Raw genomic sequence first — 22,849 nt, 5'->3', positions numbered from 1 at the left:
TAGAGGGATGCATGGTATCATAAATAAAATTAATATTTTAATTTTTTTATGTTTTCTAAATACCCACGGCTTACCCTTACGTTATCATCATTAGACATTAAAACATCAAAACTACTGCTTGTTTTAGAGAGTTCTTTTATAAAACTAATATTGATAATTGATGATCGGTGTACCCTTATAAACAACTCTGGATTCAATTTTGTGGCTAATGTAGTAATCCCAAAATTGCTCAAAAAACAATTGTCTTTTACATGAAGTTTAGAATAATCACCATAGGCTTCAATTCTAATAATGTCTTTCACCGCAATAGTAATGAGTTTTTTTGAAGTTTGAACCAAAATCCTATCCGGATAATTGGGTTTGTTAATTAGTAATTTTTCGGCTAATGGAAGTAATTTTTCAATCGTATTACTTGTTCTGCTCATCGCCATTTTAAACCGTTCCTGTGTGTAAGGCTTTAATAAATAATCAATAGCATGAACTTCAAATGCTTTTAAAGCGTACTTGTCATAGGCTGTTGAAAAAATTATTTGTGGAATTTCTTCAAGATAAGTAATTACTTCAAATCCAGTAAGACCCGGCATTTGAATGTCTAAAAAAACCAAATCTGGTTTGAATTCATTAATTATTTTTACGGCATCGACGCCATTATTGGCTTCGCCCACAATAAAATAGTCGGGATAATGCTCTAAATATTCTTTGATGAGTTTTCTTCCAGAAGATTCATCATCAACAATTATTACTTTTTGCATACAATTTCAAATTCAATTTTTAATCCTCGAGGAAAATTATCTGTAATCTTTAAGGTAGAGTTGTACATTTTTTCTAGAATTAATTTCGTATTTGTCAATCCGATACCTGTACCAAAAAGCGTTGTTTTATCTGCAACGCCAACGCCAGTGTCTGATACTGTAAAATATAGCGTATCGACATTCTTTCTTATTTCAACTCTGATCTTTCCGCCTTCAATCAATGGAGACAGCCCGTGTTTGATTCCGTTTTCTACTAAAGGCTGAATAATCATTGGCACAATGGCTTCGTCAAGAATATTTGATTCAATATCAATTTCAATTTCTAATCGGTCTTCAAACCTAGCTTTTTCAAGTTCTAAATATTGTTTTACAAAATTAATTTCATCTCTTACAGTCACTAATTCGGATTGTGATGCTTGCAGTTGGTACCGAAACATATCAGCCAAGGTTGCAATCATATTTCGGGTATTTTCTAACTCTTTAGGTACTGATGCGTTTATGGTATTAAAAACATTGTATAAAAAATGCGGATTCAATTGGCTTTTTAAAGCTGCCAACTCATTTTTTAAAGCTGCTTCCCGAAGTGCTGATTGAATTTTTTGCTGCTCTTCGTTGGTTTTGTAATATTCATAAGCATGCAAAACGCCAAATTGTATACAATAAAACAATCCAGGTATGTAAATATCCCACGCTTGACTAGAACCTCTAAGATGGTTGTACCCAAATGATTCTAAAACGAAGTAAAAAATGGCTTTCCAAACCAATATAAAAAGTGGCAAAGTAAAAATGTGAATGCACAATCTAAAATACAGCGATTTATTTTTTAATTTTCTAAATATCAAATACCAAATGGGAATGGTCACAATGAATTTGAGAAAATAATCAAAAGTTTCTGGTATTAAATTGCGCAAACTAAGTTGGGAGTCTTCTTTTGCATAATCCGAAAAACTAGTTGTAAGCGCAATAAAATAAGACAACATAAAGAACAAATAAAACAAAAAAACCAACAAAATGACTTTGTAGCGGATGCCAAAAAAAGTGCTGTTGAAAAAACTTGTATTCATTTTATTTTTAGTTAAATATAGGAAACATTTTTATTTACAAAACAACAATTATCGGCAGATTGACTTATTTATCGACGAATGGATTTTTTGCAATCTATCGTAGTATTCTTTAATTCGTCGGAAAAAGATTGTCACATAGTTATGAAAATTAAATATTTGCAATCTAAACTTACAGTTATGAAAATAACATTGTCATTAATTATAGTACTTTTTACTCTTGGTTTACAAGCCCAAACTTTAGAGATTAGTGGAAAAGCAAGTGTTCCTAACGAACAAACCGACAATCTAACGGTTTCACTTTACAGCAACACTACTAATTTGATAATTAGAAGTACTACTACAAATACTGAAGGTACTTTTAATTTTGATGCTATAAATTCAGGTTCGTTTTACATCATTATTTCTGGAATTACTATTAAGGATTTTAAGTCTCAAAATTTTGATGTCACAGACAAATCGATTGTTTTATTGCCATTTGAATTAGAAAAAAAAGCAGACCAACTCAAAGAAGTTGTTATTGTGAATAAAAAATCAGTCATCACAGTTCTTGCAGATAAAACTATTTTTAATGTTCAAAACACATTGAGTGCCACTGGAACTACCGCGTTTGAATTGTTGAGAAAAGCACCAGGCATTGTGATTGATAATAATGATAATTTGATTGTAGAAGGAAAAACAGGTGTACAAATATATATTGACGGTAAACCAAGTATTTTATCAGGGCAGGATTTGAATGCTAATTTAAAATCCATTCAGTCTTCAGATGTGGATAGTATCGAAATTATAACCCAACCTTCCTCAAAATATGATGCTGCTGGAAATGCAGGAATAGTAAATATCAAACTCAAAAAAGACAAGCGTTTTGGCACTAACGGAAGCGTTGCTTTAGGTTATGGGATTGGTAGATTTGGCAAATATGATAGCTCACTTTCTTTGAACCATCGTAGCAAAAAGACCAATATATTTGGCTCTTATAGCAACAGGTTTGACAATTCGTATAGTTTTATCAATTTGTACAGAAGACAATCCAATACTATTTTTGATTCAAAAACAACAAATATTTCTAATGCTAAAACCAATCATATCAAAACAGGTTTGGATTATTATGTAACCCAAAAAAGCACTTTTGGGTTTGTTGTCAATGCCAATTTTAATAATTCGTATGCCAATGGAAATACCCGAACACCCATAACACCGCAAGGAAATACCTCACCAGATCAGGTTTTAGTTGCCCAAAGCAATTCACAATCCAAGACTTATAACATACAAAGCAATTTGAATTACCGTTATACAGATACTTTAGGACATACCTTGAATGCCGATTTTGATTACGGAAAATACAACAGAAAGCGTGATAATTTTCAACCTAATACGTATTACAATGGCGATGAAACTATGGTTCAAGACCAATTTGTTTATAGAATGAATACGCCTATTGGCATCGATATCATTAGTTTTAAAAGTGACTATGAACAAAATTTCATGAAAGGCAAATTGGGTATTGGGTTTAAAACTTCGGTGGTGCGTACAGACAATACCTTTGACTTTTATGACGTGGAGAACAATACTGAAACACTCAATACCAACAGAAGCAATAAATTTAAATACAGAGAAAACATCAACGCCCTGTATTTTAACTACAACAGAAAGTGGGATAAAATGGCTTTTCAAATAGGATTGAGAGCAGAACAAACCATATCTAAGGGCGAACTTATTAGCACCCAAGCCAACCAAAACAATACGGTAAAAAGAAATTATACTAATTATTTTCCGAGTGCTGGTTTGACCTATAATCACAATCAAAACAATGCTTGGGTTATCAATTACAGCAAGCGTATTGAAAGACCAAGTTACCAATCCTTAAATCCGTTTGAAATGCAACTGGACGAATTGTCGTTTTCACGTGGTAATCCGTTTTTGCAACCACAGTATACTGATAATTATAAAATTTCGCATACATACAAATACACCTTAACCACCTCATTGAGTTATAGTTTTATCAAAGACTTTTTTGCTCAAATCACACAAGCCGAAGGCACGAACAAAAATTTTATAACCACAAGAAATGTTGCCAATCAAGAAGTGTGGAACCTGGGTGTTTCCTATCCTTTTAGTCCAAAAAAATGGTGGGATGTATTTGTTAATGTATCTGCTTCAAACAGTTCTTACAAAGGCAATGATGCTAATTTTGTTTCTATAACTCAAAACAATTTTAATTTTTATGGTCAAAACACTTTTTCGTTGCCTAACAAAATAAAATTAGAAGTATCAGGTTGGTACAGTTCGCCATCTGTTTGGGGAGGCACCTACAGAACCTTGAGCTTGGGCTCCTTAGATTTGGCTTTGCAAAAAAAGATTTTTAAAGACAAAGTCAATGTACGTTTAGCACTTAGCGATGTCTTCTTCACTTCACCGTGGTCTGGAACAACACAGTTTGGTGATTTGTATATTGCTGGTAACGGTGGTTATGAAAGCCGACAATTTAGAGTGAATATCAGTTATAATTTTGGTAATAGTGATGCAAAAACGGCAAAAAGAAACTCAAGTATAGAGGAGGAAAACAAAAGGTTATAATATTGTATCCCTATGATTAAGTTATTTAAATTATAGCAAGACACTGATTTAAAATGGATCAAGTCTAAATGTTGTTGCTGATCAGTTCAAAGTATTTTAGTTTTTGAAAATTTAATTCAACTTCTGTATTACGTTGGAATTTGTTCAACTAAAAACTCAGGTCCTGAATTGTCACAGTCTCATACGTTTCTGGTACGTTTCTGTATCATTGCCTGCTCCATAATAATTAATAAGTAATCGGAGATGCAAGCTCAGTAATCCGTAACAACTTAACTTAAATTGCAGTTTTAATTGCATTTCCAATTTAGCTTTTCTAAAATATCCATAGTAAGTGAAAGAAAAAAGTATCCACATTTAATTGAAACTTTTGCTTTTTGAGCTTTTTCAAGAATAGTTTAATTTATGAAAATAAAAAACCCAATTTTACATTTAAGAGTGTAAAATTGGGTGTGATTTCTATAACACGTGATAACTAGTGTTACTGGCGGAAAAAGAGGGGAACTCAAATGTGACATTATTAAAAATAATTACTGGTTTTTACAGGGGTTCGCGTTTTGTAAAAACCCACTTTTTAGATGCTTTTGTGTGCATTTTGTGTGCATTTTTACCGATACTAATCATCGTTATTTGTCAATGTTTTGATCCTTTCTCTTAACATAGCATTCTCGTTTATATACATTTCAGAAAGCTTTGATTTATCAGTAACCAAATCTTTTAATGTTTTTATATGATCTTTTAATGACTCTATATCGTCAAGTAAATTTTTAGTATTTATCAAAGGACCTGCTTCTTTTTTTGAATGAACTACTTGACTAGATTTTGTCAATCCATTAGCAAGCATTAACTCTAAAAGAGTTATTTTGGTTTGTGGTATCTTCTTGCCTTGTTCATAATTAATCACAGTCCTTCTATCAACTCCAATAAGCAATCCAAACTCATTCTGAGTCATGCCTAAATTTTTTCTAATTTCAATTACATCTAATCTGTGCATAATCGATTTAATAAAAATGAATACTATTTTTATAGATGAAACAATTCATATTTGATCTCTAAAAATCTCTAAACTGTTTTCCGTCATATTTGAACTAAGCATACCAGCCTTTTTGATTCTTAAATAATTTTGGAATGGTATATTTTGTGTACATTTTGTGTAAAAAATGTCAAAAAAAAACGGGAAGCCTTTATTAATGGGGCTTCCCGAATTAGAGCGGAGAAAGAGGGATTGAAAACTCTTTGCTATGTGGTTGATATATAGATTTCTATATCTGTTTTTTTATTCAAGTGCCCCTACATGTGCCCCTTCAAATTTTTACAGTTTTTCAGCTGTGTTGATGAATGTAAATTTACAAAAAATACTTCTAAAAATGTGATGTTATTTGTCAAAATATGAACACGTTAACTATTATTTATTAAACAGGTAAAGTTTAAAATTTGAACACCTCAACCATAATTTTCAACCAATTATCAATGGTTCAACCTGTTCAATTTTTAAGCTTGTGTACTGGCAAAATTCCTCGATGGATACAAACTCATTTTCGAGCTTGTTTAGCTTCGTTCTCATTTTCTGTAATAATCTAATACTTTGACGGTAACTCTTTCCGGTAATGCGTTGTATGTCCTTCGGGTAGATACACAACCTCTTGTTTTCTGTTTTCATACTCTATCTATAGCTTTGAGTAGGCTTTGAGATACATTAAAGTACTGTTGGCCAAAGTTTCTTGAAGTAAAATTAATCAAAAAAAGGATGCGTTTATTCCCGCCGAAACAAGCTATGGTATCTTTCTTCCAATAGGTTCTTGTATTTTTCCTTGTATTCCTCTGACAGGTATGAATTATTGATCCATTGGAGGGCGACGGCCTTGTTTTTCTGGATGCGTTTTGCAATTCCTTTTATTTGTTTTTCGTTAAGTCCGAGGTTGATGCCCAATCTTTCGAAATTTTCCCATTTGAGTTTTCTTTTTTTACCTTCTATCGTTAGGGCCAGTTCTTCGGTGTCGTCAGGATTTACAATGGCCACGTTTAACAGATCATAGGCTGGAGCCAATGTCCAGGTTTCATTAGAATAGATCATCGAAAAATTCTTCAGGTGCATATCGTTGTTCCCGGTGAGGAAACTGAAAATACCCAATTCCAGAAAATACAATTTATCCAACAGCGTGTTGTCTGAATACTCGTTTATGGCTTTACCTACTTTTTCCATTGAGCTTTTGTATTTATCAAAAGCTTCCGTGATTTGGAACATATCGAGCATATGGATTTTCTCTCCCGCGTCTGTTCGGTCGATGCGTTTGGTGATATAGGAAAGTTCACCTGATTGCAATTTGATCAAGCTTGACTTCACGGTGTTTATTCCGAATGCTTCTGCAATACGCATCGTCAGGTGCTCGTTTTCGGGCATCTCCGGAAATTGGTCGGATGGTGGTTTGAAAATGTAATTTCCTCCCAAGGCTCCGACAACGGTAAGACGACCCTTGTTTCCGTCCTGCAGAGCGTCATTCACGATGGATAGGGATAGTTTTGGTTGTACACCTGGAACTGCTACACTCCGTTCCACCACGTTTTTGGCCAATTCTGCCATTTGTTGAAGCGAATGTTCGAATGCCGGCGGTTGTTTGGTGCCAAAAAACTCCAGACTACATTGTTCGTGAAAATCACCAACATTATTGTCTTCCAACAGTTTGTAGCAATATAGACAGTTCTTACTCATTTTCGTTCGATATTGGTTGAATACTAACCGCTCCTATGCAGTTCTGACAACAGGCCAATAGCAATCCCATACGGTCACTAGGATTTATTTTCCAGTTTTTGGATGCAATATCCAAAAGCCATCCTTCTGGGATCAATCCTTCAAAAAAAGGAAATAATCGTTTGTCGATATAGGTTTTTGATCGTACCGGCATCGTCAAGGTGATTCCTTCTTTGGGATGTTCCATTACATACTTTTCATCGTACTCGAAGGTGTATTCCCCGTCGTCCGTTTCCGTGAGAATGCCCGCCAAAAATTCTTTGTAATATACGGCTGCATTTCTCATATTATTTAGTCTTCATTTTTGGATAATTCTCTCGCATTGACCGGAGCCAAGGTATGCCCAAACATTTTGAGAACCTGGTTTACCTTTTCGAGGTTGAGGTTTTCTTTTCCTTGTTCTATTTTCCGAATAACAGTAAGTGCAACACCAGCGCGATCTGCAAAGGCTTCCTGGGTGAGTTTTACTTCGTTTCTTTTCTCTTTTACAAAATCGGCTAGTGTGTTCATAATTATATGCTTTTGCATTGATTTTAAGCAAATATAGTAAATTATATGCAAAAGCATATAATTTGTTAAATAAAATGTATTTATATTTAAAAGCATATAAATATTGTTTGGTTCTATTTTCGATGCAGAGTGACATTTATGTTTATAAATGCCATTTATACCTCTGTAGGACATATGGAATATAGCTGTGTTCTAAATTATTTATTTAAGTGTAATCTTTGTTTCGAAATCAATCGTAAGGTGTTGCAACAGGATGATGATTGACGGAATTTGACACATTTATTAATTTAAAAATTTAGAAATTATGGCAAGACAGAAAGGAATAATCAAGTTAAAAGGTACTATTGGAGATATTACTTTTTACAAAACCCAAGACGGGCATTTGGCACGCGAAAAAGGAGGCATCGACGCCAGCAGAATCAAAAGTGATCCTGCGTTTCAAAGAACGCGTGAAAACGGTTCTGAATTTGGTAGAGCCGGAAAGGCTGGTAAAACTTTGAGAACGGCAATGCGAACTTTGCTTATTAATTCTGCCGACAGCAGAATGGTAAGCCGATTGACCCAAGCCATGGTTAAAGTGATCCAAGCGGATTTGACGAATGATCGTGGACTTCGAAATGTGATTGATGGAGAAGCGGAATTGCTTGTGGGTTTTGATTTCAATATCAGAGGGAAATTGGGAAGTACTTTGTATGTTCCTTTTACCAGTCTTATCGATCGAGCTAGCGGAGAGATTTCCGTAGATATCCTATCATTTGTTCCTGCGAATATGATTGCCGCTCCTAGTGGAACGACTCATTATAAAATCATTTCAGCCGGTGCGGAAATTGATTTTGAAGCAGAAACTTTTGTTGTTTCCAGCTCTGAAACGGCTATTCTACCGTGGGATTCGGCTCCAACGGCAGCCATCAATCAGTTGAATGCGGTAACTCCAGACAGCGTAAGCCCTTTGTTTTTGGCTTTGGGTGTGGAGTTTTACCAAGAGGTAAATGGCAGAATGTATCCGTTGAAAAACGGTTCTTACAATCCATTGGCATTGGCTCAAGTAAGCGGATTGTAAGATGGTTTTGGTGTTGAATAGAATTTATTTTCCAGAGGGAACACAGGGAGTTTTAGAATGGAACGGCACTATAGTTTGTTATACCATCGAGTTGCCCTGGTTAGATAACCAAAAGCGTATTTCTTGTATTCCCGAAGGAGAATATGTTTTACAGAAGCGATTTAGTCCCAAGTTCCAATGGCACTTGCATTTGAAAAATGTTCCGGGAAGAGATTTGATATTAATCCATCCCGCCAATGACGCCAAGAAAGAGTTGTTGGGCTGTATCGCAACTGTAACACTACACACCGGAATAGGGAAAGGAAGTTTTTCCCGAAAAGCGCTAGAAAAGTTAAAAGCGTTAGTTTATAAAGCTATAGTCGATAATGAAGAAGTAAAAATAAAAATCCAATCTAATCCTTTGATTCCGCTCATGATGACAAGGTAAAAAAGTAAAGAAATTATGAATATAGTTGAACGTGCGAAAGCACCAACCCCAAAGTTTTTTAAAGTTTTGAGAAGTATTGGAATGGCGCTATTGGCTATCAGTGGCAGTATTATTGCAGCTCCGGTAGTTTTACCTGTAGTAGTTGTCAGTATTGCCGGATATGCAGCCCTTGCGGGAGGTGTCATTTCGGTAATCAGTCAGATTACGGTTGACGATACGGCGAAACGAGAGCAGGCCATCACCAATCGGTTGAGAAAGGGCAATCAAAATTTACCGCGAGATGGAATCAAATAACTCCTTGCAAATCGGAACCGCATCTGGAACTTTATTGAGTGTCATGCCAAATATTGTTTCTGAAGATATTCTAAAAACGATTATCTTAGCGGTAATTGGAGCTATTATTAGTTTCCTAATTTCGCTCCTTTTAAAAGGATTGACAAAAATTAAAAAGAAATAATTCGGGTTTGGCTTGGTAACCTTTTCCGAATTTATATGAAAGCTTGGTCGTGAGATCAGGCTTTTTTTATGCTTAGATAATTTACATTGGATAATATTGAGAATAATTATTTTATCAGGTATTTTGTTTTGTTAAGAGTTCCTACGATTTCAAATAGATTCAGCGCGACCCCTTTTTTTAAGTCTCTACTTGCTGTTGCGGATGATATATCTTTAAATATATTCATGTACTCTTTTCTTGTGAATTCTTTGAGTCCAAGAGTAATAAAATGATCTAATCTGTCAATATCCCGTAAAATTCGATTGTTGTAATTGAGTAACGTTTCTAAAGATTTGTTAATTACATCCAACATGTATTCGATAAAGAAAGTAGATTTTCCAGTTTTGTCACTTAGTGCCAATGATTTGTAGTAATCCTCCTGAGTATGACTTATTAAAGTTTCAAACGGTAGAAACTCAAAAACTGGGTATTCAGACATTAAAATCAACGTTTGCCACAATCGTCCCATTCTACCGTTTCCGTCTAAAAAAGGATGTATGAATTCCATTTCATAGTGAAACACGCAACTTTTTAGTAATGTAAGCTCCTCGTTATCTTTAAGATATTCAAATAAGTCCTTCATTAAAAAAGGAACATTTTTGTGAGGTGGAGCGATATGTTCTACTATTGTTCCTTTAACAATTCCGACACCTTGCTTTCTGTATTTTCCCGAAGCATCAATTAAGCCATTCATTAAATCATGATGCGCTTTTAAGAAACTTTTGTTTGAAGTGTATTTGTATTGGTTTAGTTTGTCATAGACTTTAATGGCATTCAAAACTTCAAGTACATCTTTTTCGGGGCCAATTACTCTTTTGTTATCGATCAAAGCTGTAATCTGCTCTTCTGTCAATGTATTTCCCTCAATTTGTAATGAAGAGTGAATGGTTTTAATTCTGTTTTGTTTTCGAAGTTGTGGTGATTGTTTACTTAGGTAATTCGCATTTACCTCTCCGATTTTTTCGGAAATGGAGGTAATCAACTTTAAAATTTTCGGTGTAATGTCGTAAGGAGGCTTCATTGATGCTATCATTTGATAGTATCAAAAGTAGTTTTTTAAACTTTATTTTCAAATTTTATGTTTGTTACTTGCTTTTTTTGTTTCAAGTCTTTAAACAATAATGACTCAAAATCACTCTTCTCATTTCGTTTATAAGTACAATATTCTGAAGTAATTGTTCCTCTTTTTGCTCCAACAACCTCAACGTTTGGATCTGTTTTTTGTGTAACTCAAAATCCACCAGCATTTCATTGACTTTAACCGAAAAGTACTTTTTGAAATCTCGAACTCGTAAAAAGGGAATTACCGAACCGCAAAGCGATTGGTGCCAGAATTTGGCTTTCCAAAGACTGTACGCCAACCAATAAACTGTTTCTGCATCTTCTTGATTTGAAAATTGAATCACAAAGCTATTCGTGAATGGTTCTTTTTGAGGTTTGCCGCTATTCAAACCTTTGTTGAGAATAAAGATTTGGTTTCCTTTATAAAACGTTCCTTTTCGGTGGGTTTTAATAATAAAATTAAGCACGGCTTCGGAATTTAAAAGTTAGTTTCCCTTCTTTTTTTCCGTTTTTATGAATGCAGGATTTGTCGAAACCGCCTTTCCTAAAATTTTTCAAAAAGAAAAAAGAAAAAAGAAAAAAAGAAAGTCATCTCTCCAGTGGAGGTTTTTAAAAAATCAAGTTTTTTAGAAAAAATACTACCCGAACCAATTAATGTTGTGGATTGCACATTTGAGGTTGAGGGTGGAGATTTTTTCTAAAACCCGGAGGGCTTGAACTTGTATTTTTTATAAAACAGGAACTTACCTTTACTTTCTTTTTTTATTTTTTTTCGAAGACTGATGTTGTTGTTACACCTTTTCGGGAGGGTTCTTATGAAAACGACAATCAAACACCCCCAAGCACCGCAGAAAATAATAAGCGTAACGGTAGTGGAGATTATTATTTTTCGAGGAGCGCAGTGGCGGGGTTGCGGCAATCGAACAGCCACCGCAGGACGGGAACGGAACGTAGTTTACGGAGTGGAGTGAAGTACTGCGAGCGTGAAACGGCGGGGAAAATATAAAAAGCAGCCGATAGGCGTTCCGTGATGTAGGGCAAAGTGACGTTTTTCACGGAACGGTGCCAACCCCGATGGCTGTGCGAAGGAGCAACCGCTGAAAAAATAAAGGGCGACAGACATGATACTGCTGGAATGCAGTGAAACGAAGCCTGCGGAGTGTAACGGAATGAAGCGGTATTGTGGATGTATTAGCCCTGCCGAACGCAGGAAGTGAACGTGTGAAGATGAGGAACGAAACAGTGCAAAAAAACAGCTGCTTATTTTAAAGCTGCTGGTTTTTTAGTGCTGTGAAGTGCCTGCGGAACGGAGGGAAACCTAACTAATGAACTGAAATAATGAATTGTTTATTTACCAAAAACATTCTTATGAAAAGGTAAGGTGAACCGACTGGAGCTGCCGAACGGAACAAAGAGAACGACCGGAGAGAGACCGCTTGATTGCTTTTATTTAATTATTGTTTATACTTCAATGTTGTATCTGCCTTTTATTCTATCAAAATGCTCTTTAAAAATTGGTGAATCATTAAATGAATCCCAAAACTGATTATATGTTAAATTTACAAACTCTATATCAGTTTGATTTTCTAAATCGTCTTTAAATTGATTTAATTCTTTAGAGTGGTGCTCGTACTCAATAAATTTACTTGAATTATAAGGCGTCCAATAAATGTAAACTAGAATGAGCTTTTTGGTTTTATTTTCAGGCGATTTTAATTTATAATTTATTAAACCAATAGAGTGCTTTATCAGTTGAGCCACATCCAAGTATAATTTTTGATTAGAGTAAATTTTAATTTTATTAAACCAAAAATCTTTAAGATATTTCAATTTTTTATTATTATATGAATCAGTGAATTTAACTTCTTTTTTATCTAATAACTCAAGATATTTAGATTCAAATGCGATAACAGCAACATCATTTTCCAGTACAAAATCAATATTAGGAGCTGTACCAGATAAACCAGTTATAAATTGACGTTCAAAAGTTGCACTGTCAAAATTTGAATAATTAAGAAATTTAAAATCCTTTAAATGTTTTTTTATAACGGCAAAATTATTTACTGCCAAAGCAGAAGAAGAATATAAGGCATTGAACTTACTTAATAACTCATTACCAATGCCTTGCATTAAGTCATGATGGAATAAATCTAAACTTATTCCATCAATCAAATTATCTTAATTATTTAATACATAACCTTTTGAGTTATGTCTGTCACTCTTGTCAATAATTTTTTTTTCAAATTGTTTTCTAGTTGTCATAATGTATTTAAGTTTAAACGCAAACTGTTACAGTTAGCATTAAAATGGACTATAAATCTTTTACTTTTTTCCCTAACCAATTCATAAAATCTTCTCTATGATATTCTTTCCATTCATTTGTCAATAAATACTGAACATTATTGTATTCAATAGGACTTACATAATACCTTTGCCTCCCATTAATCAATCCGTTTTCTTTAATTGATATATTAGGATCTACTTTTTTCAGAAGAGGAAAAATTACATTAAAAGTAAATTTAGAATAATCTTTTTTTTGTAAATTTTGTATTTCCATGTCAGAAATTAATTCTTTTTCTAATATTGTAACCATTAAATTATTAACTAATTTCCCAATTTTCAAATTGGTAAAACCATTTTTGTGATTTTCTGTTAATTCCATAGTGTACTAGTATAATAGGTATTCAATTGATTGTTAAAAACAATTAATGTAAAGATAGATTTTTGGAATTAGTACAATTTACGGTTTTCCACAAATTAAGAAATTATTTTAATTTTACAGCAAGATTTTTAATGGCTTCACTAACCTTCTTTTGAACTACCTTTCCATAGCTTTCCTGAGTGATTGTCATATTGGAGTGTCCTAATAATTCGGAAACTATTTCCATTGGGACATCATTGTAAAGCAAAACTGTGGAGGCAAATGTTTTCCTAGCCGTATGGTGTGTAATTCTTTTATCTATTTCTGTAATGATTGCAATTTCTTTAAGATAGGCATTGAATTTTTGATTGCTTAATGCAGGGAATTTGCAATTACTTTCTATAAAATATTTGTCGATGATTTTTTGTGCTTTTGGCAGAATTGGAATGGAGATTTGACGTTGTGTTTTTTCTCGCTTCATCTGAATCCAGTTCATATTGTCGAAACCTACTTGAATATTTTTTATTTTGAGATTCGCCATTTCATTATAGGCTAATCCTGTGTAACAACAGAAAATGAATAAGTCCTGGACTATGCTTAATCTTTTTAATTGGAAAGTGGATTCTTCAATAATTTTAAGTTCTTCTGTAGTGAGGAATATGACTTCTTTAAGTACCTTTTTTGATTTATATAATATAAATGGGTCCCTGTCTAAATAACCTTCCGAAATCGCTTGTTTGATTGGCGTTCTTAGCCTTTGAATGATTTTGTTGATCGTGATTTGCTTGATGTTTTTTTCAGTCTTTAAATAGTAGTCTAAATCATCGAGAAAACGTAAGCTTAATTCTTTCAAAGGAAAGTCTGCTTTTTTAAATTGCCACCTTATGAACGCTTCTAGGTGGTTGCCCACGTAAACGAATTTTTCATATGTATTTTGCTTTATTTCTATACCTACCAGTTTGTGTATTCGAGCGACATATTTCCTATAAGTCGACAGTATGTAAGCTTCTTGTTGTGGTGGTATGCCTTTGTATTCCTTAAAGATATCGTCGGGTTTGCATGGTAGGCCCTGCAGTTGAAATACCAAAGCAATGTTGTACAGCTTGACATGGATGCGTTCTAATTTTGTATTAATGTATTTGTGGTTTGGTTCCTGTACCGACACTTGCTGTAGTTTGCTTTGCCAATGGTTTGGATTTACAAAGAGCCCTGTGGCAAATTGTTTTCGTTTGTTATTTATCGTTATTCTACAACTGAGTGGACATACTCCTTTTTGATTGATATTGGTTGTATTTAATACAAACAACACTAAGATTTTTTCCTGATGCATATTTCCGTTATTTTAAGTTTACAAGTTGGTATCACTACTCCAATTTAAAAAATTATCGAAAAAGTAGAACTGGAGCTGTAGGAATTAATCTTTCATAAAGGAGAAACCATTATTACCAGCAATAGTAATCAAGGGTTGAATGCTTTCTTTGTATCGCAAATAATCGAAATCATTGCCATCCTCTAAATCAGGAAAAATAGTAAGGAATTCTTCTAAATATTTATTTTTAGCATTATGACTTTTTACGATTTCAAATGCCGTTTTTTGGAGATTAAAAAACTTATCAAAATATTTATTTACCGATGGAAGCTTATCACTTTTAGATGCATTAAAGCTTTTGTCGATGGGGATTAAATTCCAAATCAAATCGTATGAAACGAAGGCATGGGGTACAAAATGATCAATGGCATATTTTTTTTCATCAAAAATCAATTTGTTTTCTGTGAAGATGCATTCGATAGATCCCAATTCATTAAATACCAATTTCCAATATTCATTGTTTTGTTTGGTCAAAGAATTTCGGGTGATTGATTTGTTTATTTTATTCGGAATTTCAGGTACATTTGGATTTCTTTTTTGCAAAAATAACGATAGATTCCAATAACAAAAGTCCTTCAGTAATTTAGCATTGGCTATTACATAAGAGATCCAAATAGGGTTCATATTTATGTACTCTTTTTCTAAACTGTAAAGACCACCATGGCTAAAATCTTGTGATGAAGAATAAATAGTACTTCGATTACCTGAGAACCAAGGTGAAATAAACCAATGTGGTACATTTAGATCAAAATGATTCAAAAGCGCTGTCGTTTCCTTGTTTGTTGAATTTTCAAGAATATCATTTATTTTGCTCTTGTTATCATCTATAGTAAGATTTTCTATTTTTAAAATAGTTCTTACCGCTTGCTGTATTAAATCCTGTTTGCCAAATGAGACGTGGAAATAATTTACAGTATACCATGAATTGCTAACCATTCTAGAGAAAATTTTTCTTTTAGGAATGGTTGTGTTACCCTCTTCCACCAATTCGATTATAGCCAAAAACCAATAAAATTTATAGGTAGCCGAAGTACTCGCAAATACTGAAGCTAATTTGTTAATAGGTAGACTATCGGAAAAAGGGAGGTTCATTTGTTATAATCATGTTTTAATAAAAGAATTCCAAGGAATGGCATATTATATCGCTGCTGTTTTTAATCTTTTTTTTATAATTCTTTAATCATTTCGAATTCAAGTGGAGTTTCATCAATTATAAAGATTGTTTTTGAATCCTGCAATTTCACTCTTATACCCATAATAGAAAAATGATTGTCTTGATTGCCGATTCTGATCATTTGCTTTTTTTGCTCTAATGCCCATTTGGAATTTTTAAGCATATCTTTTGTCATCACAAATAATGCAGTTGTATTTGATGATTTAAGTTCAAAAACACCGTTATCGTTAAAAATAAATGACGAATCTTTAAAACCATTGATTAGATCTTTAAATTTAGGGTTGTCTATTGCAGTTCTAATTTTTTGAATTTTCCAAGTCCCATAAAGCTGCTCTTTACTTATTTCTTGACCAAGAACTGTTTGTGAAAGAAAAAGGGAAAGAGCTATTATAAATAAGTTTTTCATTGAATGTTGAGTTTAATGTTTGGCCGATTGACGAAGTTGCGAACTTCCTAACTGTTTATTTTACCATAAGGTAAAATTTCTTGCGGAACACAAATGTGAATTTACCACAAAACTCGCAATCTTACTAAACGCCTTATATTTGTTCGGCATTTTTATCTATAAATCACGTTTTGCTTTCGTTTTAATTATATCACTATTTATTTTGTCTGAATACGATAATGTGACATAACAACTCTCGAAACCATTGTGTTGAATTGAAAGTTGAATTTCTCCTTTATCAGTTTTCCAAATTGAAAAATATTTACAATTGTCATTCTTAACATTGAACATTTTGCCATTATCGTCTCTCGATAAATATGAAGAATCAAATTTTTCAACGACTTCAGTGGTACTCCCATATTTTTCAATTAACATATCTTTTAAATCAATGTAATTTTCTAAAAGTGTTGACCAAGTTTTCTTTTCGGGAAATATTACAACTGTTTTATAAACTAAATCTTTTTGTTTCAATGTAGTAACACTAATATTACAGTCTTTGTAACCGGCAAACTCTCCGTTTAGTATAGCAGTTCCGTCTTCTGTTCTTAGATTTGTAAATCCTTCTTGCTCCATTTTTGAAACATATTCTTTTAATTTTCCATCAATTGGTACTCCTTTGAAAGCTAAATGTTCTGAAGATTGAGAATAAGTAAAGCCAGAAATTGTTAGATAGCTAATTAGAAATAAAATAGTTTTTGTATTCATATTTTTAAGTATTAAATTTTTATTTTCGATGTCGTGCGATATGCCGACAGCTAATTCTCAAATAAGTGTTAAAAAATCAAACCTAGTACCCTAACATTAGGTAGCCTAATCTAATGTTCACTAGATTTATTTCCCGCCAAATATATACAGTATTTAATACATTTCTGCACTTGTATAGTGGTAATTTCCTAAATTTTAATGGTAATGAATGGTTAGTGTTTTCCTGTTTCATTTTCAATAGTTGTTGCCAATATTTACTCAATTCTACCACTAGTAGTAATAATAATATTAATAATAATGAGCGCGGAATGAAATTATTCTTTACTTATATCAAGTAAAAAAACATATAAAAGATAGCACCGCAAAGTGTACTGTGTACCGATAAAAAATTAATGATTTGAATAACTACTTATTAAATAGAATTTCTACTAATTCGTTTTTCAAATTAATTCTAAGTTCTTCAAAGTTGTCAAATAGTTTTGTGGAAATATTTAGGGATTCTGTGGTGATATTCTTATCGATAATGCTCAATTTATAGCTTTCTATATTTACAACAGTATCAGTAGCAAGCGCATCTTTGATCTTGATTGAATTATGATTTGTATCACCATTTGAAAGAATAGTTTTAGGGTAAAATAATTTGATTTCTGTTATATTAAATCGGACGGCATATGCAAGCATCTGATATAAATCCGGTTGTGATATTCCTTTTTTATTATCATTAGAATCATCATATACCATTTTGTATTTGGTGTCGGCAATAATCTTTTTGTCGCCTAGATCTAATACTAAATCGGGTTTCAATCCGAAATTTTTTGCTTCGTCTAAATACTTCCCTGTTACTTGTCCTTTTGGATTTACACCTTCTATTTCCCTATCAATAAAACCAAAAAGGAAATCTTCAAAAACATATTCCATCGGCAATAAAAAAGCGAACAGTTTTAAGGAATTTTTATAATTAAAGGAAATGCTGTTTTCCAAAAATAGCACGCAGTAATCCCTAACGGTTTCAAAACTCGAAAACATTGGATTGAATAAAATTCTTTTGCATTCATCGGCTGTAATGGCAACGTCACTCACCTCATCCAAAAGAAAAAGGATGTCGTATAAATTGCGTTTGTTCTGAGAATCTTTTGTGGCAGATATTAATAGTTTTGCAACTTGTTTGATGCATTGATTGAAATTATTGTCCATCTCAAAAGAATCATAGATGCAACTAACTTTGTGGTTTCTTCCTCTGGAAAGATTATTAGTTATGTAACTGTCAAAATCAATTCTGCCTTTTACAAGTGAAAGTTCGTTTTCGACCTCAACATATTTTTGATAAATGGAAGAGCTCAAAAGCTCTTTGGTGTATTTACTGAAAAGATAAATCAGAATTTCAAAAAAGTCAGCTTGTTCGTTGTTTAAACCAGTTTGATAATTAGGGAATTTCAATTTCCGGCAATAACTCAACCACCATAAAACATGGGCATTAATTGCTTTTACATCATGATCTGATGCTTCTTTTGAGGCGTCGTGGAAAATCTTAGGTAATAAGTTTACGGTTTGATCTTCAAAATGTATGACACCAACATATTTGTTAGATTTTAATTGATTTCTTTTGTGAAGGAACTGCAAAATGTGTTGCACCTCTTCTCGGTTTTCATCCTCATTGTAGTAGCTTGATTTTTCTCGTTTGTTCCATATATCATCCAGGAACACTTCGAGATTTTCGAAATGCTCCTCGGGGAAGTTTGCTTTATTTTGATATTCAAAGAGATTAATCATTTACGGCAACATTTTTAATGGCCAGCTGCCAATATTGATATTTGCTTCTTTAAAAATTTTAATTACTTCCTCCTCATTATTCATAAAATACTCTAACAGTAAGGGAATAACTTTCTTATTGACTGTCTTTTCTAATGTGTAATCTTCTCCCATGAAATAAGCATGTCCAATTGTAAAATCATATCCTTTTCTTGCTTGAATTGCTTTATTCAATAAAGACAATATTACACTATCATGAACTCCATCAACTGTTGGATCTGGATATTTTGGAACAAACTCAAATCGTCTTCTCAATGCAATATCCAATAATGCAATTGATTTATCGGCTGTGTTCATGGTGCCAACAATATATAAATTTGAAGGTACTATAAAAGTATCGCCAGAAGGTAAGGTCACACGCATAGGTATTTTACCGTGAGAGCGTTTGTCTTCTTCAATTAAGGTAATCAATTCCCCAAATACTCTTGAAATGTTAGCGCGGTTGATTTCGTCGATTATTATAACAAAGTTTTTCTTTTCAACTAGAGTGAATTGACTCTTTCCTTTTTCTAAAAGCAATGCTAGAATAGGATTGTAGTACGGTTGCAGTCCTCCTAGTATAATTTGATTTACTCCGTCATTATACATTTTTCGTAACGTATTAATACTCAAAGTATGTTGGGAATCACCCTGATTTTTGCGGAACTCGATTGACTTTTCCGAAATTTGAGTGATGTAAAACGAAGTTTTTTTCATTTTTACTTCAATTTCGCCCTCTTCTATAAGTGGTACTATAAAGTCTTGAAAAACGGCATCAAAATCCTGTTTGGCAGCTTCTGGCTTTGCACTATCGGTGATATTTTTTAATGCTCGATCAGCTATTCTCTTAAAAACTCCATCTTTTTTTTCAAAACTTAGTTCTTTCCCATTTTCAGTATCAGGACGTATTCCCTGAATGAAATCTTCATAGCTATAGTTTTGATGAAAGGTTATGAATTCTATTTGACCACCAAGTTTTTTATTAAACTCAACTAAAGCATCATCATACGAAATAGCTTCATTATTTGTAACAATTTTAGCGGCTTCTAAAACGGTATTATAAGTTTTTCCAGTTCCAGGAGGACCATATAGGATTTGATTAATTGGAAAATTATTCATTTTAACTTTATTTATTTGAAAACTGTCTGTTTCAGGAGTGCTTTCTATGCTATTAATTTCAGGCGACCAAATGGACTTTATATGTTCTGCTTTTACAACCTCTTTAATAGTTCTCATATACCCTCCAAAACTGACTTCAAAAGGTATAAAATCATCTGCCCAATCTACTTTTAGAGCTTGACCATCTTGAAGATTTTCAATTACAACACCTCGTGCTTTAATAGTCATTACCGATTTTGTTTTTTCTCGAACAAAAGCAGCTTTTATTGCTATATTACTTCCAACAGGAACATTATTTACTTCTTCTTGAAACTTATCTGCATACCCATTAAACCAAATTCCTTCTCGCATGAATCGTTCTGTTTGATCTGGCGGGTTAGAAGCATCCCAAAATGCACCTACTAAGAAATACTTTGTTTTTTCTTTATACTCACAAAAAAAAGTGTCGTAAAAGGAGCGCAATGAAATTCTATTTGGATCTAAAGCTGTAGGTAATGTTTTGGCAATTTTATTAAAATAACTAAGAACATTATCTTTCATTACTGAACCCAAGCCAATATATTTAGTATTGTCTCTAAAACCTTCTAATATGGACAATTCAATGAATTTACTAGGGAAAATTTTTAAATTTTCATTTTCATAATACACAACAATATCCTCAGTTTCTTGAATGTCATTTATATTTTTTTCAATCCTTATTTTTCTAAAAATTTCATCATCTAAGTATGTATTACTATCAGCTAGAGATTCGGGTGTCACATCCTTTGTCAATTCAAGCTTAAAGAAAGCTCTATTTTTAGCGGATCTTGATGTCATAACAGCTAATGCTTTCGTCATTTTCAAAAACTTCAGCATTGAAAGTTGACTAATCTTGATTCCTAAATCGGGATTTAGTATATCAAAAAACAAGCATTCTTCACCATCTTTTTTACCCCATTCTTTTGCTCGCCAAAACTGAATTTTTTCACCTCCAATTAAGTAGACATAATCCCCTATATTTAAATCACCAAACCAACTAGATCCTTTTGGTGCAATATAGAAACCGCCTTCAATTTGTTTTATATCGAATAATTTCGATATTTTTCCGAAAAATATATTCATTTTTTTGTTGTTTGATATTTACTATTAGTGAGCGTTTTTATTTTTTATTTTTCAATAAATTATTGAGATTTAGGATTGATTAAATTAACTCGAAACATGTTTCCTAAAAGCTTTTATAATTTGAAAAAACATTATTCCTAGAAATATTCTATGGATTAAATCTAAAAAATAAATCCATCCGCTATCTACATTTTCTCCGTAAGTAACTTTAACTTGTCTAATGGGATTAAATAGTTGCCAAAACAGTTTAGAATTGTTAATAACGCTATTCCAAGTATTAATTAAGTCTGAACAATCTTTTGCTATTGTATATCCAATTGTATCCGAAATGCAAGGATGTATAATTAAGTAGAAAATAAAAGTTCCTAAAAAGACGATGCCTACTGTTTTTTCCCAATTAAGTCCATAATCATTAGACTGACTTACTGACATAACTATTCTGTCAGCAAATTTATATTTCTGGGAGTTTTTCAATTCATTCCTATAAGATGACATCTCTCTAGCTTGAAAAATTAAACTGTCAATTTGGTTTCCATTATTTTTTAACGCTTGTTTAATTTGACGATAGACTTCTCTTTTTCTTTGGAAATGATCTTGTTTTATTTGAGTGCCATCGCCAATTTCTAATGCTTCGTCTTCAAACCAACTGCTACTTGTTGGGTTAATTTTATCCAATGTGGCATTATCAATTCTGATTTTAATAAAAGAATCAAAGGCAAATTCATTAAATTTTGTAGAACCTAAATCACAATTAGATAAGTTTAAAGTACTATCTCCACAACCTTTGCATTTATCAAAACTAATATCACTGTAATTGGTGAAATCATTTATTACAAAGAAACGAAATGACATATTTTTAAATAGTAGTTTCAAATTTTGATTGATACCCGAAATATAAGTATGATCAACTTCCCAACCTACAAATTTTAAAACTCCTACAAATTCAGGTGTTATTGGGAGTGTTATTTTTTCAATCGATTTACTGAGACCATTAAAATCAAATCCTTCCGTAAATTTTGCTTCTGTTATGTATATTTCATTTAAGTATGTTTCTAAACTATTCTGTGATAAATCTCTGTTTTCAAACTCTCCTTTTTTCTCAAAAATATCACCGTGTATCGCTAGGTTTTTAATTCGGGAACCTTCTATATTAAACTTGTCTTTAAATGTGTTTTTATTTAAAGTAAAACTAAAATTACATTCAACATTCCAAAATCTTAACCATCCTGAAAATTCATTTGAAATTAATGTAACATTTCCATTTAGAGATTCTACTCTTAATGGCTTTAAAAAAGTTGAGCTTGAGAAATTTATATCAAATTTTGAATTTGAAATATCAATAAAATTAATAGTTGATTCTTTAATACTAAATCCTCCATTTACAATTTTAGTTAATTTTAAATCTATTTTTTCAAGTATTCTACTATTATTTTCTACAGTAATTTTTCTTATAAAAAAACAAGATGTCTCAAATATTATTATTGAAGCTATACAATTAGAAAATAGTACACTACTGTTTTTAGAATTATATACACTACTATAATTTGTTGATGTTACCCTATGAAAAATAATGCCATTTATAAATTCACAATTGATAAAAAACAAACCGGAATTTATTTCAACATCTCTTACGACTACCTTTTTATTAAAGACAATATTTCTTATCTCTCTAAATTGCCAATCAATTATAGTATTGTCTATTATAACTTCAAAATCAATTAGAATGTTTCTATTGCCTAAAGTATCGAGCTTTAAAAATTCATAAAAATCATTTTCCAGTAATATTGTTCCTGACATATTTTTATATTAAATTAGA

Annotated in this window: 22 protein-coding genes; 5 read left to right on the top strand and 17 right to left on the bottom strand. The window is 32.4% G+C overall.

Translation table 11 applies throughout. From position 1 onward, the window contains the following. Positions 1-29: 29 nt before the first annotated feature. Together AC061C_RS08880 and AC061C_RS08875 are read right to left on the bottom strand one after the other, a co-directional pair. A complete protein-coding gene (locus AC061C_RS08880; protein ID WP_478290874.1) occupies positions 30-752 on the bottom strand; it encodes a LytR/AlgR family response regulator transcription factor in 723 nt (240 codons plus the stop codon). After that, positions 740-1,816, bottom strand: a complete 1,077-nt coding sequence (locus AC061C_RS08875) for a sensor histidine kinase (RefSeq protein ID WP_478290873.1) — start codon at positions 1,814-1,816, stop codon at positions 740-742. The genes AC061C_RS08880 and AC061C_RS08875 overlap by 13 nt, the downstream gene beginning before the upstream one ends. A 177-nt stretch (positions 1,817-1,993) precedes the next feature. Between AC061C_RS08875 and AC061C_RS08870 the strand changes: the two genes are divergently transcribed. Continuing rightward, on the top strand, positions 1,994-4,390 hold the full coding sequence (locus AC061C_RS08870) for a TonB-dependent receptor domain-containing protein (RefSeq protein WP_478290872.1): 2,397 nt from the start codon (positions 1,994-1,996) through the stop codon (positions 4,388-4,390). Between the two features lie 613 nt (positions 4,391-5,003). Here AC061C_RS08870 and AC061C_RS08865 read toward each other — a convergent pair. The 4 genes from AC061C_RS08865 to AC061C_RS08850 all read right to left on the bottom strand — a co-directional run bounded on the left by AC061C_RS08865 (position 5,004) and on the right by AC061C_RS08850 (position 7,646). Further along, positions 5,004-5,381, bottom strand: a complete 378-nt coding sequence (locus AC061C_RS08865; RefSeq protein ID WP_478290871.1) for a helix-turn-helix domain-containing protein — start codon at positions 5,379-5,381, stop codon at positions 5,004-5,006. A 759-nt stretch (positions 5,382-6,140) separates the two neighbouring features. Beyond that, positions 6,141-7,064: a HipA domain-containing protein gene (locus AC061C_RS08860; protein WP_478290870.1), complete on the bottom strand. Its 924-nt coding sequence runs from the start codon at positions 7,062-7,064 to the stop codon at positions 6,141-6,143. Positions 7,065-7,089: 25 nt separating this feature from the next. After that, positions 7,090-7,422, bottom strand: a complete 333-nt coding sequence (locus AC061C_RS08855; RefSeq protein WP_478290869.1) for a HipA N-terminal domain-containing protein — start codon at positions 7,420-7,422, stop codon at positions 7,090-7,092. A 5-nt stretch (positions 7,423-7,427) separates the two neighbouring features. Beyond that, on the bottom strand, positions 7,428-7,646 hold the full coding sequence (locus tag AC061C_RS08850; protein ID WP_417968125.1) for a helix-turn-helix domain-containing protein: 219 nt from the start codon (positions 7,644-7,646) through the stop codon (positions 7,428-7,430). 304 nt (positions 7,647-7,950) lie between these two features. On the opposite strand from AC061C_RS08850, the gene AC061C_RS08845 reads away from it, so the two are divergent. From AC061C_RS08845 to AC061C_RS08830, 4 genes are read left to right on the top strand one after another with little or no spacing between them, the layout of a single operon-like run. Beyond that, positions 7,951-8,706 carry a hypothetical protein gene (locus tag AC061C_RS08845; protein WP_478290868.1) on the top strand — a complete coding sequence of 252 codons (756 nt, stop codon included), beginning with the start codon at positions 7,951-7,953 and terminating at the stop codon, positions 8,704-8,706. 1 nt (position 8,707) lies between these two features. Continuing rightward, on the top strand, positions 8,708-9,133 hold the full coding sequence (locus AC061C_RS08840; protein WP_478290867.1) for a DUF5675 family protein: 426 nt from the start codon (positions 8,708-8,710) through the stop codon (positions 9,131-9,133). Between the two features lie 15 nt (positions 9,134-9,148). After that, positions 9,149-9,427: a hypothetical protein gene (locus tag AC061C_RS08835; protein ID WP_478290866.1), complete on the top strand. Its 279-nt coding sequence runs from the start codon at positions 9,149-9,151 to the stop codon at positions 9,425-9,427. Beyond that, positions 9,414-9,590, top strand: a complete 177-nt coding sequence (locus tag AC061C_RS08830; RefSeq protein ID WP_478290865.1) for a hypothetical protein — start codon at positions 9,414-9,416, stop codon at positions 9,588-9,590. Before AC061C_RS08835 ends, AC061C_RS08830 begins: the two co-directional genes overlap by 14 nt. A gap of 106 nt (positions 9,591-9,696) precedes the next feature. On the opposite strand, the gene AC061C_RS08825 is transcribed toward AC061C_RS08830, so the two are convergent. The 11 genes from AC061C_RS08825 to AC061C_RS08775 all read right to left on the bottom strand — a co-directional run bounded on the left by AC061C_RS08825 (position 9,697) and on the right by AC061C_RS08775 (position 22,830). Further along, complete coding sequence (locus AC061C_RS08825; RefSeq protein WP_478290864.1) at positions 9,697-10,650, bottom strand: Fic family protein; 954 nt, start codon at positions 10,648-10,650, stop codon at positions 9,697-9,699. An 82-nt stretch (positions 10,651-10,732) separates the two neighbouring features. Continuing rightward, positions 10,733-11,158, bottom strand: coding sequence for a DUF6943 family protein (locus tag AC061C_RS08820; protein WP_478290863.1), 426 nt, complete (start codon positions 11,156-11,158; stop codon positions 10,733-10,735). 994 nt (positions 11,159-12,152) lie between these two features. Further along, the gene (locus AC061C_RS08815) at positions 12,153-12,863 is read right to left on the bottom strand and encodes a PGN_0703 family putative restriction endonuclease (protein ID WP_478290862.1); all 711 of its coding nucleotides are present in this window, start codon (positions 12,861-12,863) and stop codon (positions 12,153-12,155) included. Positions 12,864-13,002: 139 nt separating this feature from the next. Next, positions 13,003-13,353, bottom strand: coding sequence for a hypothetical protein (locus AC061C_RS08810; protein ID WP_478290861.1), 351 nt, complete (start codon positions 13,351-13,353; stop codon positions 13,003-13,005). A 103-nt stretch (positions 13,354-13,456) separates the two neighbouring features. Beyond that, positions 13,457-14,662, bottom strand: a complete 1,206-nt coding sequence (locus AC061C_RS08805) for a tyrosine-type recombinase/integrase (protein WP_478290860.1) — start codon at positions 14,660-14,662, stop codon at positions 13,457-13,459. Between the two features lie 84 nt (positions 14,663-14,746). After that, complete coding sequence (locus AC061C_RS08800) at positions 14,747-15,793, bottom strand: HNH endonuclease domain-containing protein (protein WP_478290859.1); 1,047 nt, start codon at positions 15,791-15,793, stop codon at positions 14,747-14,749. Between the two features lie 74 nt (positions 15,794-15,867). After that, on the bottom strand, positions 15,868-16,281 hold the full coding sequence (locus AC061C_RS08795) for a hypothetical protein (RefSeq protein ID WP_478290858.1): 414 nt from the start codon (positions 16,279-16,281) through the stop codon (positions 15,868-15,870). A gap of 156 nt (positions 16,282-16,437) precedes the next feature. Then, positions 16,438-17,025: a hypothetical protein gene (locus AC061C_RS08790; protein ID WP_478290857.1), complete on the bottom strand. Its 588-nt coding sequence runs from the start codon at positions 17,023-17,025 to the stop codon at positions 16,438-16,440. A gap of 405 nt (positions 17,026-17,430) precedes the next feature. Next, on the bottom strand, positions 17,431-18,795 hold the full coding sequence (locus tag AC061C_RS08785) for an McrC family protein (RefSeq protein WP_478290856.1): 1,365 nt from the start codon (positions 18,793-18,795) through the stop codon (positions 17,431-17,433). Further along, positions 18,796-21,033: an McrB family protein gene (locus AC061C_RS08780; protein WP_478290855.1), complete on the bottom strand. Its 2,238-nt coding sequence runs from the start codon at positions 21,031-21,033 to the stop codon at positions 18,796-18,798. An 84-nt stretch (positions 21,034-21,117) separates the two neighbouring features. Beyond that, positions 21,118-22,830 (bottom strand): hypothetical protein, encoded by a 1,713-nt coding sequence (locus AC061C_RS08775; RefSeq protein ID WP_478290854.1) that lies wholly within the window; start codon positions 22,828-22,830, stop codon positions 21,118-21,120. Positions 22,831-22,849 lie beyond the last annotated feature (19 nt).

The organism is Flavobacterium sp. GNP010 (assembly GCF_056428945.1).
The sequence above is the reverse complement of the archived record's forward strand: the minus strand, read 5'-3'. Positions and strand labels throughout refer to the sequence as shown.